Consider the following 14,362-nt stretch of genomic DNA (forward strand, 5'->3'; position numbering starts at 1 on the left):
GAATGGTTTACAGAACTTTAAAATTTGCTTCTTTACGCTTATTGCCCCTTTTTGGTTTACTGATCGGCCTAGGCGCTCAAGCACAGAAAGAACCCCATTATACACAGTATATGTACAATATAGGCAGTTTTAACCCTGCTTATTCCAATACTGTTGAAACACCTGAAATAGCTGGTCTTTATAGGGCCCAATGGTTAGATGTGCCGGGTTCTCCACGTACCATACGTGTAGGTACCAATGTGCCTTTGTCCAATGAGAAAATGGGTATAGGTTTTAATATCATACGGGATGAAATAGGTCCTTCGGCCCAAACCTATGTAGAATTGGCGTATGCCTATCAATTCAATGTTACGGAAAGCACCAAACTATCCTTTGGTATGGATGTAGGCGGGTCTTTTTTAAACGTCGATTTTTCTAAGGGTACTTTTGAAAACCCCGGGGAACCCATCTTGAACGCTGAAAACATCAATAAGTTCTATGCAACGGTGGGCGCCGGAATGTTCCTTTATGATGAGGATTGGTATTTAGGGGTTTCCATTCCCAACTTTCTTACGGATGGCATTTATAATGATGAGGTGGCCACCATTATAGAAGATAAAATGCAATTTAATTTTATAGGGGGATATGTCTTTGACCTATCGGAAAGTTTAAAGTTTAAACCGGCATTTTTATTAAACTATATCAATGGGGCTCCAGTAAGTACCAATTTGTCTACCAACTTTCTGATCAATGATAGATTTACGCTAGGAGCCGGATATAGATTTGGCAATGCCGTTAGCGGTCTTGCTGGTTTTCAAGTAGCCAGTAGTACGTTTATTGGCTACTCTTATGATTACAATACCAATCCCTTGGGGGAATTTAGCAGTGGATCACACGAGGTCATCGTTAAATTCTACTTAGGAAAAGGAGACGGAACCGACACCAATGATAAAAAATTAAAAGGAAAACCAAAGCAAATAGATACGCCTAGATTTTTCTAACGGATATTATGAAATTTAAACTCTTCATATCGATTTTTCTTTTGACCGCAAGCTTGGCTATTTCGCAAGAGTTTGCTTCCAAGGGCGACCAGTATTTTTATAGTTATAATTACGAAGATGCCATTAGGGAGTACCATAAGCAGATGGCCAATGGAAAAATTATGACCAATCATCAGCTGCTTAATTTGGCAGATTCCTATTTTAAGACGCGACAGTATGATAAGGCCACCAAGCTCTATTTGGACATCAACAAGAACGATACCATCATGTCCGATCATAGATTTAACAAGATGTTACAGAGTTTGGCAAAGACCTCTGAAAAGGAGAGGGTACGTGCATTTCTAAAATCTAAGGAGGGGTTGGCCAATGAATTAGTCGAAAATGCGGATTTCAACTATCAGATGTTGGATTCGGATAAAGAACCTGCTTCGGGTTTCTTTATTTTTAACTTGGATATTAACGGGAGTCAGGCAGATTTTTCTCCCTCTTTTTATAATGATAAGGTTCTTTTTAGTAGCAGTAGAAAATCGAAGTCCAAGAGAGTTTATGGACCATCAGGGGAATCCTATTTGGATATTTATGTAGCGGAGGCCGATACCGGTGGAAACCTTAAAAACGCGAGTGTGTTTAAGGGTATCCCCGACTCGCCCTATCACAAATCTACCCCTTATTACTTAGCAAATTCAGGCAGCATCTATTATGTTCTTTCCAATATGGACGGTAAAAACCTTGCGTTTGACGAGAAGGGTAAAAATGCCCTTTCCATTGGGATGGCCTATGATAATGGCTTCTTTAGGTTTTTGCTAAAGGATTTAAGTACCTCATTTTACTATCCTTTCTTTGATGAAGAATCCGAAAGATTGTATTTCTCTGCCAATTTTGAGGATAGTTACGGCGGCACGGATATCTATTATGTGGTAACCAATAACGGACAGGTCATGTCTCAGCCAATCAATCTGGGGCCAAGAATCAATACACCGGGAAATGAGATAGCACCCTATGTTTTTGAAGGCAGCCTTTATTTTTCTTCGGATGTATTCTATGGTTTGGGAGGGATGGATATTTATAAGAGCAACATCTTATCTGATCAGAGTTTGAGCATTCCGGTGAATCTTGGGTCTGGTATCAATACCAAATATGATGAATTCGGATTTATCATCAAAAAGGATATTACGGACGGCATGATGGGATATTTCTCCAGCAATAGGCCGGGGGGTAAAGGAGCTGATGATATATATGGATATAGGGTTAGCGGCCAACCAGGTTTGCAAACCATTATATTTAGGGGTAAAGTGGTTCAGCCACCGTATGACGAACCTTTGCAGGACGTGAATATTTCGTTGACAGATGCCAATGGAAACCTACTAAAGCAAGCGGTAACCAGAAGGGATGGTTCTTATCATATGGAAATACCCTATACTGATGTGGTCACCTTGTCCATAGCCAAAAAATCTTTTTCATCTCTTACGGAGACCTATAACCCTAAAACCTTGGAAGAGATGCAAAAGGCTCCCAAACAGGTGCAATTGTCGTCTATTGGAGATATTATGCGAGATAGGGAGGGCAAAAAGGTTTTGGATGTAAACGACTTCTATTTTGCTAGCGGAAAAAGTACATTGACCCCGGACATCAATCTTGTTTTGGACCGTGTGGTTGAAATGGTTCAAATGTTTCCGGAAATTCAGTTGTCCATAGAAACCCATACGGATAGCAGGGGAGGAAGAAGCTCCAATAAGCGGGTTTCCGAAAAACGTTCGGAGGCGATCAAAGCTTATTTATTGCAAAAAGGACTGTCTGAGTCCAACATTGTAAAGACCGCGGGGTTTGGAGAGGAAAAAATTCTTAATAATTGTAAGGATGGGGTTTACTGTCTGGATTTCTTGCACAAGCAGAACCTAAGAACCCTTTTTGTGGTGGAAAATTATGAGGAGTTGGGCCTTTAGTAGGCCGTGTTACAATCCATACAGGATTTTACTTCCCCGTAATACGTTTTTCTATAGGTGTGTAGCGTTTTTAGTGGTATTCCCAAAAAGGCCTTTTTTACGTAGGTTACGTTGGTGTAAAGCATCCCCATTTTTTCCGTAAATCTTTTTTCCTGTTTGGTATTCCTTTGGATGTAAATCAACTTCATGAAAATCCCGTCTTTTTTGTGTTAATTCACAAAACTTATAAAACTATAACGCAATAACAACCTTCAAGCGTTAAGATTTTGTTGAAGTCTAGATTCCTTTATTTAAAAGACCATTAGCCAAAAATAGTAGATAGAAAAGAAGGAGAGGAATACAATACCCGCGTATGTTAGTATTTGTAGCCATTTTCGAGGTCGGTCATTTGGGGGTATTTCAGCACTGGTCACATTTTTTAGGTTCATATACCCTATGATGGGAGCCACAACAAACGAAACAAAGGTTGCTAACGCTACCAAATCTCCCATATTGGCCCTAAATATGGAAACCACTAAGAAATTGATAAGTGCAAGGGATACAATGGCGATGGAAAATGAACTTTTATGCTTGAAATTCCTCTTTTTTGGTTTTAATTGTTGAAGGATATCCAAGCAGACCCTTGCCAGAGCGTCATGGGCCGTCATACAGGTACTAAACATGGTAGCAAAGGCGGATAAGGCTATAAAGATATAAGACCAAGGTCCAATATGGGTGGTAAATAGTTGTACCACTTGATCAGCAAATGTCACCGCATTGGTACTTAATTCCGTTTGGGTGCCATACAGTGTGGCCCAGCCAATAATTAGGAAAAATATTGCGAGTATAGCTGTAATGAAATAACCGGTATTAAACTCACTTAAGGAATCTTTCAAAAGAGGTTTATTCTTATCGGATTTCCATTTTTCAATGCTCCAAAGACTTACCCAACTTGATGCTTCTACTGTGGTGGGCATCCACCCCATTAGGCTAATCAAAAAGAGAATGCCCACATCATTAAAAACCGTGGGAGGTTGAAAGTTAGGTATATGGGCTACGGTGCCTTTAAACAGAACAATTACCGTGGTTGCTAAAAGGGCAAAAAAGAGAATGGTGATGATAAGTTTTAAGGATAGTTCCATAAACCTATATTGCCCAATAATCAAGGTAAACCCAATAAAAAGGAACAGCCCTAATGCCACCCAGGTCAATGACAGGAAATCTACCTTGAAAAGATTGATGAACAGGCCTGCGGTAACGGTGTATAAAGCAGCTAATATGGTAAAGGTAGTTATAAAGGTTATGAGAGCGTAAAACCAGAGATAAAACCGGCCTCGGTTTTTATAGCCTTCAATAAGGGTTTTCTCCGTGATATTAGTATATCTTACCCCAAATTCAAAGAATGGATACTTAAACACATTGGCTAGAATAATGGGGAGGAGCATGATCCAACCATATTGCGCTCCGGCCTTGGTAGAAAGGACCAAGTGGGAGGTGCCAATGGCCATACTGGCAAATAACAGCCCTGGGCCCAAATTTTTTATAAGAGTTCTTAGGGTGGACATGGTCCGTATTTTTGCTGACCTAAATTAGTCCATTTTTGCGGAACACATTCCAATTTACTTTATTTCAACATAGTCCCCGTAAAATTTGGGTTGGGTATTGAAAATTAAATCTACAAATACTTTTACCCTAGCCAAGTATTCGCGCAATTGTACTTTTAGGCCCTGATTTCCGGTAACGGTTTTGGCGTTGAATCCAATGGCATTCAGGCCTTTCTTTTCGGCAAGATAAATAGCACGTTGGTTATGAAATTCTTGGGAAATTACCGTTACGCTATCCAAACCAAATACTTCTTTGGCACGCACCATAGAATCCAGTGTACGAAATCCGGCAAAGTCCAAATAAATTTTTTCTTCAGGGATACCTGCATTCACTAAATCTTTTTTAATGGTATTAGGTTCGTTGTAATAACGGGTTCCATTGTCCCCACTTACCAAAACATATTCAATTTTATCGGCTTTAAACAACTCGACGGTAGCTTGTATTCTGTAGGTGTAATAGGGGTTGGGCAAGCCTCCAATAAGCTTCTTCGAAGTACCTAAAACCAGTCCTACCCTATTTTTAAATATACGGGAGGTTTGGTTGAAAGTTTTGCCTTCAGTTGTGTTGGTGATAACAAGATTACACAAAAAGATGGTCAACATTAGGATAGCCAAAAGCAGCCCAATAATCTTAAAGTGCTTACGTTTCATTTGGTTTGGTATAGGACGTATAAAGATACGCAAAAAAGTGTGTCAAGCCTGACTTTTAGGCTATGAGGCTGGCCAATTGCTGCTCCAATTGATTTATTTGAAAATCAATCTTTTGGTAGTTATTTGAATTGGTTTTGTTTGAGGAAACATGAATCATTTGATTCACCTGGTACAGTGTAGAATTTAAATTGATATTAAAATCCCTTGCCTTTTCGTATTTCCGACAACCCGATAATTTAAAATACTTCTTCTCGAATTTGGTCTTAAGTTTATATAGTTTGGAAGCCTTAGTTTTTAGAAGATCTTCTTGTGTGCTTAGAAGGTTGGTTTGCTTAGCGTAATTTGAGATTGTAGAAGCCATAACTTTTGTGTTTTGAGTTGTCGCGGCGGGAGCTTTGAACGCTACAATAGGTTAATAGTACTATTTTTCTTACCTTCAATAACGGGATAAGAAGAGAGCTTAGTATTATTTTTTCGATGAAAGGTAAATTAAGAATGTCATGAAGTCCTGTAAATCTAAATGAGCGCTAGTATCATTATCTAGTAACAGTGTGAACAATTAGTTACTATAAAAGAGATATATAGTGGGGTATGTGTTTTATAAATTATTGGGTCAGGAAGCTGGAAATGGTTTTGGATAGTGCAACTTTTCTAAGGAGTATATAAATAGGGATGCACTATCCAGCTGATTGTTCAATAATCGATTCTATATACCTTCTGGATTTTCTTTTTTTAATGTTCATTTCTCTTTGGTAAGCTTCCGCTTTGGTACTGAAATTCTCAGTAAAAACAATTTTCCAATCTTTCACTTTAGCGGTAAAACCGCTATGGTCGGACAGATGCTTTCGTAACCTTATTTTTATTGTTTCACCTGTATGCCCGACATAATATTTATCAAGTGATTCGGAATATAAAATGTAAACGGAGTATATCATTTTGCAACTGAGTGGGTCCGATAGAAAGTAATATAACGAAAAAAACCACGCCAGAAAGCGTGGTTTTTAAGTAAGGAGTGATCGCGGAAGGATTCGAACCTTCGACCGTCTGCTTAGAAGGCAGATGCTCTATCCAGCTGAGCTACGCGACCGTTGTTCCCAATTCCATTATGTTGCGAAGCCTTTTTTGTGCCCTTGAAAGGCAATCAGGGCGCTTCGACCGTCCCGAACAAGGTGCGGGATGCTCTATCCAGCTGAGCTACGCGACCGTTGTTCCCAATTCCATTATGTTGCGAAGCCTTTTTTGTGCCCTTGAAAGGCAATCAGGGCGCTTCGACCGTCCCGAACAAGGTGCGGGATGCTCTATCCAGCTGAGCTACGCGACCGTTGTTCCCAATTCCATTATGTTGCGAAGCCTTTTTTGTGCCCTTGAAAGGCAATCAGGGCGCTTCGACCGTCCCGAACAAGGTGCGGGATGCTCTATCCAGCTGAGCTACGCGACCATTGTTCCCAATTTCAATTTAAAAACGTCATAAAAAGGACGTTTTTGAAATGTGCGTGCAAACTTACTAAAAATTCTAGATTTGAAAAGGGTAAACCGATAACTTTTTTATTTGTGGAAGAAATGTCATTATCCCAGTTATTTAAACGCTCTCCTTCAACAAAATTTCCAATAGGGTTATCGCTATTTCAGAAATATTGGAACCGGGCCCAAAAATGGCCGTCGTTCCGGAACTTTTTAAAAATGGATGGTCTTTCTTGGGGATGATTCCTCCAACCACAACTTTAATATCCGACCTGTCAAAAGTTTTGAGTTCTTTAATAAGTTCTGGCACTAAAGTGGTATGTCCCCCAGCGAGAGAAGAAATTCCGATAAGGTGTACATCATTTTCAACGGCTTGTTTGGCCACTTCATAAGGGGTTTGAAAAAGGGGGGCAATGTCCACATCAAATCCCAAATCGGCAAAACCGGTTGCTACCACCCTGGCTCCGCGGTCATGACCGTCTTGTCCCATTTTTGCGATTAGGATGCGTGGTCTTCTACCATCTTGCAACGCAAAATCGTCTGATAACTGCTTTGCTTTTTGAAAACTGATTTGCTTTTGGCTTTCTTTTGAATACACTCCGGTAATAGTTAGGTGCTGTGCCTGATACCTTCCAAAGGCCTTTTCCAAGGCCATGCTGATCTCTCCTAAGGTCGCTCTCGCCCTTGCGGCTTCTACGGATAAAGCTACTAAATTCTCCGAGGTGAATCCTTTACGTTTTTCTGAGTTGAGTTTACCGGCGCTTTCTGTAATTCTGTTCAAAATGTGCTCCACTTCCTTAGCATCCCTTTTTTGCTTTACGGCCTGTAATCTTGCTACTTGTTTTTTTCTTACGGTCTCGTTATCTATTTGGAGGATTTCAAGTTCATCTTTTTGGTGGAGTCGAAAGTTGTTTACACCAACAATAATATCCTTTCCATTATCGATTCTGGCTTGTTTAAGAGCGGCTGTTTCCTCAATTTTTCCTTTTGGAAGTCCGGATGCAATAGCCTTGGTCATACCACCCATTGCGTCAATTTCCTCCAGAAGTTTCCAAGCCTTTTGTGTTAATTCATGCGTTAGTTTTTCAAGATAAGAACTTCCGGCCCAGGGATCCACTGTTTTGGTAAATCCTGTTTCGTGTTGAAGAATGAGCTGGGTATCCCTAGCAATTTTTGCGCTGAAATCGGTTGGTAGCGCAATGGCTTCGTCCAAGGCATTTGTGTGCAGGCTTTGGGTACCGCCCAAAACGGCAGCGGCCGCTTCAATGGTGGTTCGGGCAATATTATTATAGGGGTCTTGTTCGGTAAGGCTCCATCCGCTAGTCTGGCAATGCGCCCTTAACATCAGGGACTTTTCATTTTTTGGATTGAACTTCTTTATGAGGGTCGCCCACAATAACCGACCCGCTCGCATTTTCGCAATTTCTTTAAAGTGGTTCATTCCTATACCCCAAAAAAAGGAAATCCGCGGAGCGAATTCATCAATATCCAATCCGGCAGCAATTCCAGTTTTAACATACTCCAGACCATCTGCCAGGGTATAGGCCAATTCCTGTTCGGCGGTGGCCCCCGCTTCGTGCATATGATATCCGGAAACGCTAATTCCATTATAGTTGGGCATCAATTTGCTAGTGTAGAGTAAAATTTCGGCAACTATTTGCATCGACGCCCCTGGAGGATAGATGTAGGTGTTGCGTACCATAAATTCTTTAAGAATATCATTTTGGATGGTTCCCTTCAACTTTTCCGGAGAAACACCCTGTTCTTCAGCAGCTACGATGTAAAAGGCCAATATAGGCAAGACCGCACCGTTCATGGTCATGGAAACGGACATTTGGTCCAGAGGAATGTTGTTAAAGAGGATTTTCATGTCCTCCACCGTATCTATGGCCACCCCAGCCTTTCCCACATCTCCTGTCACACGCTCGTGGTCACTGTCATACCCTCTATGGGTCGCAAGGTCAAAGGCGATAGAAAGACCTTTTTGCCCTTCCTTCAGGTTATTTAGGTAGAATTTATTGCTCTTTTCGGCGGTGGAAAACCCTGCATACTGTCTAATGGTCCAAGGTTTGGTTAAGTACATAGAAGTATAGGGGCCCCGTAGGTAGGGAGGAAAACCTGCGCCAAAGTCTAGATGTTGCCATTGTTGATGGCTCTTAACGGTGCTACTTTCCTCACTTTTTAAGGAGTCTAGGGATATATGTTGTATGTTCTTTCTTTTTTTCAAATGTGGTTGCGCTATTTAAAAGGAAGGTTTCCAGCCTTCTTGTTTTAATTTGGAGAGTTCCCATTTTTCAGCGAGTCTTATGGGGAGTAAGGGTTCTACCAATGTCTTTCTGGGATTGGAGTTTCTAAAAGGGTTTATTTTCATTTTATCGAACATCAATTCCGTGGTATCCATAAACTCATTGCTTCCTACCAAAATATGTTCTTTCTGGTCAAAAAGACGTTGTTGCTTTTGGACACTTTCTTTTATTTTTCGTTGAAGGGTGCCTGTAACTAGTTGTTTAATAAGTCCTCCACCCGCTTCAATCTGTTTAAAAAGTTGTAGTGCCTTTTGGGATAGCTGCTCGGTGAGGCTTTCCAGATAATAAGTTCCGTTGGCAGGTGGGCTTACCTCGTTTAAGTAGCTTTCATGCTGTAGCATCAAAAGTTGATTGATGGCCAAATCTTCTGAGTAGTCATTTTTACTTCGGAATAAAAAATCATAGGGTTGCGGACAGATGGTATTGGCACCTCCGTTAATGGCGGCCAAATGTTCCAAAGAGGTGCGCACCATGTTGTTATGGTGACCGTAAAGGGTCTTGTTTCTTCGGGAAGGTTGGGCAATGATATGACAATCTGCGGACAACTTATATTCTTTTGCAATTAGCGCCCAAAGAATACGGATGGCTCTTAGTTTGGCAATTTCAAAGAAGTAGTTTCCGCCGATGGCAATTTTAAAAATGGGAAATTCCACCAGTTTGGGGTCTATTTGCTGTAAGTATTCAAAGGCATGGGCCGTAGTATACGCCAATTCCTGAACAATGTTCGCTCCTGCATTCTGGTATATGGTGGCGTCTATACGGATGGTGTTTTTTATGCCTATTTCCTTGAAGGCAGTCGCTAGTCTTATCGTTTTTGCTATGTCCTTATCCTGGTTTTCAAACCAATTACCCGTTTGGACCAATTGTGAAATGGGGTCTAATAAGATGGAAAATGATGAGGTGTTCCTTTTAAACTTCGAAGCATCTTTTAGTAGGGTTTCAAAGGAGGTGAGCGAGCCCTGAAGAAACAAATTGGTGTCACTTGCTAATAGCTCGTCTATTGACAATTCCCCTTCTTCTAAGTGAAGTATAAAGCTATTTACTCCGTGCTTCTGTTTTTTGGAAATGCTTGATGGTGCACTGTCTTTCCAATAGATGTTCGCCGCAATATTCCAATTCAGCCTTTTTTCTTTAGCGTCTGGTAGGTTTTGGGTACGGCTATCAAGATGATAAAACGGTTTGACCTTTATTCCTTCGGGCGATTCCCAAACCATTTTTTCATTATAGTCTTCTCCTTGTAGTTCGTACTGAATTTTTTGCTTCCATTGTTTTTCTGATAGGGGAGGGAAGGAATAGGGGTTTTTAAATGGTTTTTTCATCGATGGGACTTGATTTAACTATTAGACATTTCTTAAGGTAAGAAAATCCTTCAACACTTGCCAATAACCTATTTTTTAAGGCGCTTTATCTAAGAATAGTTTGAATTTTAGCTCGCTGAAAAACAATACTTTAAATTCGGGGCAGCTTATTTTAGTCAAACAAACGAAATCATATTTTAATAAAATCTCATATCTGTCAAAAATGGAGGAAATTGCTATCAAATATGACATAAATTCAAAAGATTATCTGTTTTTTTAAAGAATAATTTCAGCTTTTTAATGCTTGGCTATCTATCTTCGCTCTTGTAATAGGATTGGATTTTTATAGTTCTTTTAAGGTGGTGTTTGTGGATAAATGTACGCAAATGAATTTTGCTCCAATTACAATTATGAATAGATATTTAGTTGATGCTAAAGTATAATGTGCTCCTAAATTAGGTGAAAATGGCGATTAAACGTTCTGCCTTAATTATCCCGGCTTCCATTATCATTCACTTATTGATTGTGAACGGTATCCTATTTTTGCTTACGCCGGAAACCTATCTTTTTGGTTTAAATGCGCTGTACTATAATTTTTCGTGGCTGTTGATCACCAATGCCTTGGATTTTTATCCCACAAAGCGAAAAGAGAATTTCTTTACGAACATCCACAAAATGTTCAATCTCTACACCTTATTTGGGTTGAGTTACTTTGCCATTTTTGGTTTTAACTCCAATTTGGAAATTTCAGTGGTCTTCCACATTAGGGTGTTGTTGGTCATATTCTTGCTATTAACTATTTATAGGATATTCTTTTATTGGGCCTTGAGAAAGTACCGTTTTATGGGGGGTAACTATGTAAACGTGCTTGCTATAGGAAGGGATAAAAACCTAAAAAAGATTCGAAAAGTATTTGATGATCCCTACTTGGGATATCGATACAAAGGCTTCTTTGATGATAGCCCTTCTAAGAGCCCCACCTATTTGGGTGAAATTCATAATTGCTTTGACTATATCGTAAAAAATGAAATTGACGAGGTGTATTGTCTCGCCTCCAAATTTTCGCAAGCTGAACTACAACGTTTGATAGTTTTTGCAGATAATAACTTGATCAAGCTAAAGATTATTCCAGATAATAAAGAAGTGTTCACGCGCTCCATGACCTTGGAGTTGTATGATGATATTCCCGTTTTGAATATTAGGAGGGTACCGCTGGATACGGATTATTCAAGGGTCATCAAACGTATTTTTGACCTGTTTTTTTCTTCCATGGTCATGATTTTTGTTTTATCGTGGTTGGTGCCTTTGATGTTTGTTCTTATCAAGTCAGAATCCAAAGGGCCGTTGTTCTTTAAGCAAAAGCGGCACGGCTATAAAAAACGTGTTTTTTGGTGCTATAAATTTCGCTCTATGGCCAATAATGCGGAGTCCAATTCTAAAATGGCCACAAAGAACGATATGAGGGTTACCAAAGTGGGTAAGTTTATTAGGAAAACCAGTATAGATGAGTTGCCACAATTTATCAATGTGTTTTTGGGTGAAATGAGTGTCGTAGGTCCTAGACCCCATATGGAATTGCACACAGAAGGCTACCAGACAACGGTGGATAAGTACTTGGTAAGGCATTTTGTAAAACCAGGTATAACCGGCTTGGCCCAAATTAGGGGCTATAGAGGTGAGGTGGAGAATAAAAGTGATATTTTGAACAGGATTCGCTTAGATGTGTTGTATGTAGAAAAATGGACGTTGGGCTTGGACCTACGAATTATTTACATGACAGTACACAATATTTTTGCTGGAGAAGAGAAGGCCTATTAATGAAGATGAAGTTTAAATTTTAAGTAAAAGTAATAGTTTTTGAAAATGGAAAAGCAGGATAAGAATATTATGAAAATTCTCTCTGGATATTTACGATACTGGCCTTTGTTTTTGTTAGGCGTTATAGTTTGTGTAATGGGAGTTCTTTTATATTTACGTTACTGGGCTGTTACTGAATATAAAATAGCGAGTACAATACTTGTTAAAAACAATGAAGAAGGGCAGGGTAGTATTCAAGCGGAAGGGATAAAGGGCTTAGGATTGTTGAAAAGTAATTATAATGTAGATGATGAAATAGGAATAATTACTTCATCTGGTCTTCTTGAGAAAGTAATTGAAAATAGAGAATTGAATGTCAATTATTATATAGAGGGCAGTATTAAGGATGTGGAAATTTACGGTGATGATATTCCGTTCAAGGTGCTTGTAGATAAGACAACAGCTGATGTGCTCTATGACCAACCTTATTTTATTAAACCGGTGGATGAAAATTCTTTTGAGATTAAATTGGAATTAGAAGATGGAGGATTTGAGGAAGTTTTTTCTTTTGGGGATTTGGTTCAGACTCCCTTTGCAACTTTTACAGTATCGAAAAACCCAATAATAACTTCTGATTGGAGCAAAGAACCATGGTATTTTGTTATCAGGGATACTGACGTTTTGATTGAAGAGATGCTCAATAATTTGACGGTGACCCGTATTTACGATGATGGGGAGTTACTTGAATTGTCATTTGTAAGTAATGACAAAAATAAAGGAGAAGATATTCTTTCAGGTATCATCGAAACTTATGTGGAGGAGAAAATTAAGTACGAGAATGAATTGGCGGAAACCACCATTAGAATGATTGATGAACGCATTAAGGTATTATCAGGTGAAATTACAGGAGTAGAGAAGTCCGTTGAGGAATTTAAAACAAAGAATCAGATTACGGATGTAGGAAGTAACGCGAGTAGTTTTATAGAACAGGCCAATGACTATAAACGTATGATTACTGATTATCAGACGCAGATCAACGTTATGGAATCCTTGGAATCTTATCTGTCTAATGGTAATACGGATTCTCCTATTCCAGGTGCTTTGAGTTCTAGCGATCCGGCCTTGGTAGGGATAATCGGGCAATACAATGAAACCCTATTGGAAAAGAAGCAACTCGCCCAATCCGCTTCTAGTAGCAATCCAATGATTTTAAATTTGGAACGGACTCTTACAGAACTTAGAAACTCTATTTTGGATAATGTAAGAAGCGCCAAAAACGGATTAATAATTGCAAGAAGAAATATTCAGGCTAATGCTAATAAATATGATGCTCAGATAGCAAAAGTTCCAGGAATGGAAAGAGAACTTTTGGATATAAGTAGACAGCAAAGTACGAAGGAGGCCCTGTACTTGTATTTATTACAAAAAAGGGAAGAAGAGGTACTTTCCTTGGCGGCTCCAGTATCCTCTACAAGAATAGTGAGTTTGCCCAAAGCAGGGAGATTCCCTGTAGCACCAAATAAAACGGCTCTTTATCTAGGTGGTTTTTTATTGGGGTTATTTATTCCTTTCTCAATTATCTATGCGAAAGAAATATTAAGTAATAAGGTGACCAGTGTTGAAGAATTAGAAACATTGGTATCGGCCCCTGTTTTAGGTGAAATCTCGAAAAACTCTAAGAAAGGTTTGATTGACTTTTCTCAAGAATCTAGAACGCCTACAGCAGAGTTATTTCAGCTGTTACGGTTTAATTTAGAATATTTTAACAAAATAGATAAGAATCAAGTTGTATTGGTAACCTCATCAATTAAAGGTGAGGGTAAGACTTTTATAGCTTCCAATCTTGCCGCCACCTTAGCGTTCAATGGGGAGAAGGTTGCAGTTTTGTCATTTGACCTACGTGAGCCTCATTTAATCGAAAACTTAATGATGGATAAGCGTTCTCCCGGTATCACGGATTTTATCCTTAATCGTGAATATGAAGTGGACGACATTGTTCATAAACATAAGACCATTGAAAATCTTTATGTAATACCTCCGGGAGAGTTGGTTCAATATGTTGGAAGGCTTATGATAAGCGAAAAGGTGGGTCAATTGATTAGTCATTTGAGAAATGAATTTGATAGAATAATAATCGATACGCCTCCTGTTGGCCTGATTTCCGATGCTTATGCTTTAAATAAGTTTATTGATAGTACTCTTTATGTGGTAAGAAAAGATATAACTGAAAAGGACCATTTGAAAATTTTGGAACGGATTTATAGGTCGAATAAATTGAATAATCCTTTGCTATTACTTAACGGAACTGAAATTGGGAATTCTTATGGGTATGAAGTAAAGTAA

The 14,362-nt window shown here is 39.2% G+C and carries 11 protein-coding genes and 1 tRNA gene; 4 read left to right on the forward strand and 8 right to left on the reverse strand.

The window, feature by feature from the left end; genetic code table 11:
* The first annotated feature begins 2 nt into the window (after positions 1 to 2).
* Together IL355_RS16110 and IL355_RS16115 are read left to right on the forward strand one after the other, a co-directional pair.
* The gene (locus tag IL355_RS16110; protein WP_225621291.1) at positions 3 to 980 is read left to right on the forward strand and encodes a PorP/SprF family type IX secretion system membrane protein; all 978 of its coding nucleotides are present in this window, start codon (positions 3 to 5) and stop codon (positions 978 to 980) included.
* An 8-nt stretch (positions 981 to 988) separates the two neighbouring features.
* Complete coding sequence (locus IL355_RS16115) at positions 989 to 2,923, forward strand: OmpA family protein (protein WP_192463144.1); 1,935 nt, start codon at positions 989 to 991, stop codon at positions 2,921 to 2,923.
* Here IL355_RS16115 and IL355_RS16120 read toward each other — a convergent pair.
* From IL355_RS16120 to IL355_RS16155, 8 genes are all read right to left on the reverse strand, one after another.
* Positions 2,920 to 3,111 carry a hypothetical protein gene (locus IL355_RS16120; protein WP_192463145.1) on the reverse strand — a complete coding sequence of 64 codons (192 nt, stop codon included), beginning with the start codon at positions 3,109 to 3,111 and terminating at the stop codon, positions 2,920 to 2,922. The two genes, IL355_RS16115 and IL355_RS16120, sit on opposite strands and share 4 nt — an antisense overlap.
* Before the next feature lie 102 nt (positions 3,112 to 3,213).
* Positions 3,214 to 4,467 carry an NRAMP family divalent metal transporter gene (locus tag IL355_RS16125; RefSeq protein WP_192463146.1) on the reverse strand — a complete coding sequence of 418 codons (1,254 nt, stop codon included), beginning with the start codon at positions 4,465 to 4,467 and terminating at the stop codon, positions 3,214 to 3,216.
* 54 nt (positions 4,468 to 4,521) lie between these two features.
* The gene (locus IL355_RS16130; RefSeq protein WP_192463147.1) at positions 4,522 to 5,157 is read right to left on the reverse strand and encodes a SanA/YdcF family protein; all 636 of its coding nucleotides are present in this window, start codon (positions 5,155 to 5,157) and stop codon (positions 4,522 to 4,524) included.
* Between the two features lie 55 nt (positions 5,158 to 5,212).
* The gene (locus IL355_RS16135) at positions 5,213 to 5,518 is read right to left on the reverse strand and encodes a hypothetical protein (RefSeq protein WP_192463148.1); all 306 of its coding nucleotides are present in this window, start codon (positions 5,516 to 5,518) and stop codon (positions 5,213 to 5,215) included.
* Between the two features lie 316 nt (positions 5,519 to 5,834).
* On the reverse strand, positions 5,835 to 6,092 hold the full coding sequence (locus tag IL355_RS16140) for a GIY-YIG nuclease family protein (RefSeq protein ID WP_192463149.1): 258 nt from the start codon (positions 6,090 to 6,092) through the stop codon (positions 5,835 to 5,837).
* A 78-nt stretch (positions 6,093 to 6,170) separates the two neighbouring features.
* Positions 6,171 to 6,244 (reverse strand) — tRNA-Arg (locus tag IL355_RS16145).
* A gap of 492 nt (positions 6,245 to 6,736) precedes the next feature.
* Complete coding sequence (gene scpA, locus IL355_RS16150) at positions 6,737 to 8,845, reverse strand: methylmalonyl-CoA mutase (protein ID WP_225621292.1); 2,109 nt, start codon at positions 8,843 to 8,845, stop codon at positions 6,737 to 6,739.
* Positions 8,846 to 8,860: 15 nt separating this feature from the next.
* Positions 8,861 to 10,243: a methylmalonyl-CoA mutase family protein gene (locus tag IL355_RS16155; RefSeq protein ID WP_192463150.1), complete on the reverse strand. Its 1,383-nt coding sequence runs from the start codon at positions 10,241 to 10,243 to the stop codon at positions 8,861 to 8,863.
* 444 nt (positions 10,244 to 10,687) lie between these two features.
* Between IL355_RS16155 and IL355_RS16160 the strand changes: the two genes are divergently transcribed.
* A complete protein-coding gene (locus IL355_RS16160) occupies positions 10,688 to 12,040 on the forward strand; it encodes an exopolysaccharide biosynthesis polyprenyl glycosylphosphotransferase (RefSeq protein ID WP_225621293.1) in 1,353 nt (450 codons plus the stop codon).
* 45 nt (positions 12,041 to 12,085) lie between these two features.
* Positions 12,086 to 14,362 carry a GumC family protein gene (locus tag IL355_RS16165; protein WP_192463151.1) on the forward strand — a complete coding sequence of 759 codons (2,277 nt, stop codon included), beginning with the start codon at positions 12,086 to 12,088 and terminating at the stop codon, positions 14,360 to 14,362.

This window comes from Euzebyella saccharophila, from assembly GCF_014855495.1.
GTDB lineage: Bacteria > Bacteroidota > Bacteroidia > Flavobacteriales > Flavobacteriaceae > Euzebyella > Euzebyella saccharophila.

Excerpts from the sequence above, each read along its gene's own strand:
- IL355_RS16165 (WP_192463151.1), top strand. The coding sequence starts at position 12,086 with ATGGAAAAGCAGGATAAGAATATTATGAAAATTCTCTCTGGATATTTA.
- IL355_RS16140 (WP_192463149.1), bottom strand. The coding sequence starts at position 6,092 with ATGATATACTCCGTTTACATTTTATATTCCGAATCACTTGATAAATAT.
- IL355_RS16110 (WP_225621291.1), top strand. The coding sequence starts at position 3 with ATGGTTTACAGAACTTTAAAATTTGCTTCTTTACGCTTATTGCCCCTT.
- IL355_RS16135 (WP_192463148.1), bottom strand. The coding sequence starts at position 5,518 with ATGGCTTCTACAATCTCAAATTACGCTAAGCAAACCAACCTTCTAAGC.
- IL355_RS16120 (WP_192463145.1), bottom strand. The coding sequence starts at position 3,111 with ATGAAGTTGATTTACATCCAAAGGAATACCAAACAGGAAAAAAGATTT.
- IL355_RS16155 (WP_192463150.1), bottom strand. The coding sequence starts at position 10,243 with ATGAAAAAACCATTTAAAAACCCCTATTCCTTCCCTCCCCTATCAGAA.
- IL355_RS16130 (WP_192463147.1), bottom strand. The coding sequence starts at position 5,157 with ATGAAACGTAAGCACTTTAAGATTATTGGGCTGCTTTTGGCTATCCTA.
- IL355_RS16125 (WP_192463146.1), bottom strand. The coding sequence starts at position 4,467 with ATGTCCACCCTAAGAACTCTTATAAAAAATTTGGGCCCAGGGCTGTTA.
- IL355_RS16115 (WP_192463144.1), top strand. The coding sequence starts at position 989 with ATGAAATTTAAACTCTTCATATCGATTTTTCTTTTGACCGCAAGCTTG.
- IL355_RS16160 (WP_225621293.1), top strand. The coding sequence starts at position 10,688 with ATGGCGATTAAACGTTCTGCCTTAATTATCCCGGCTTCCATTATCATT.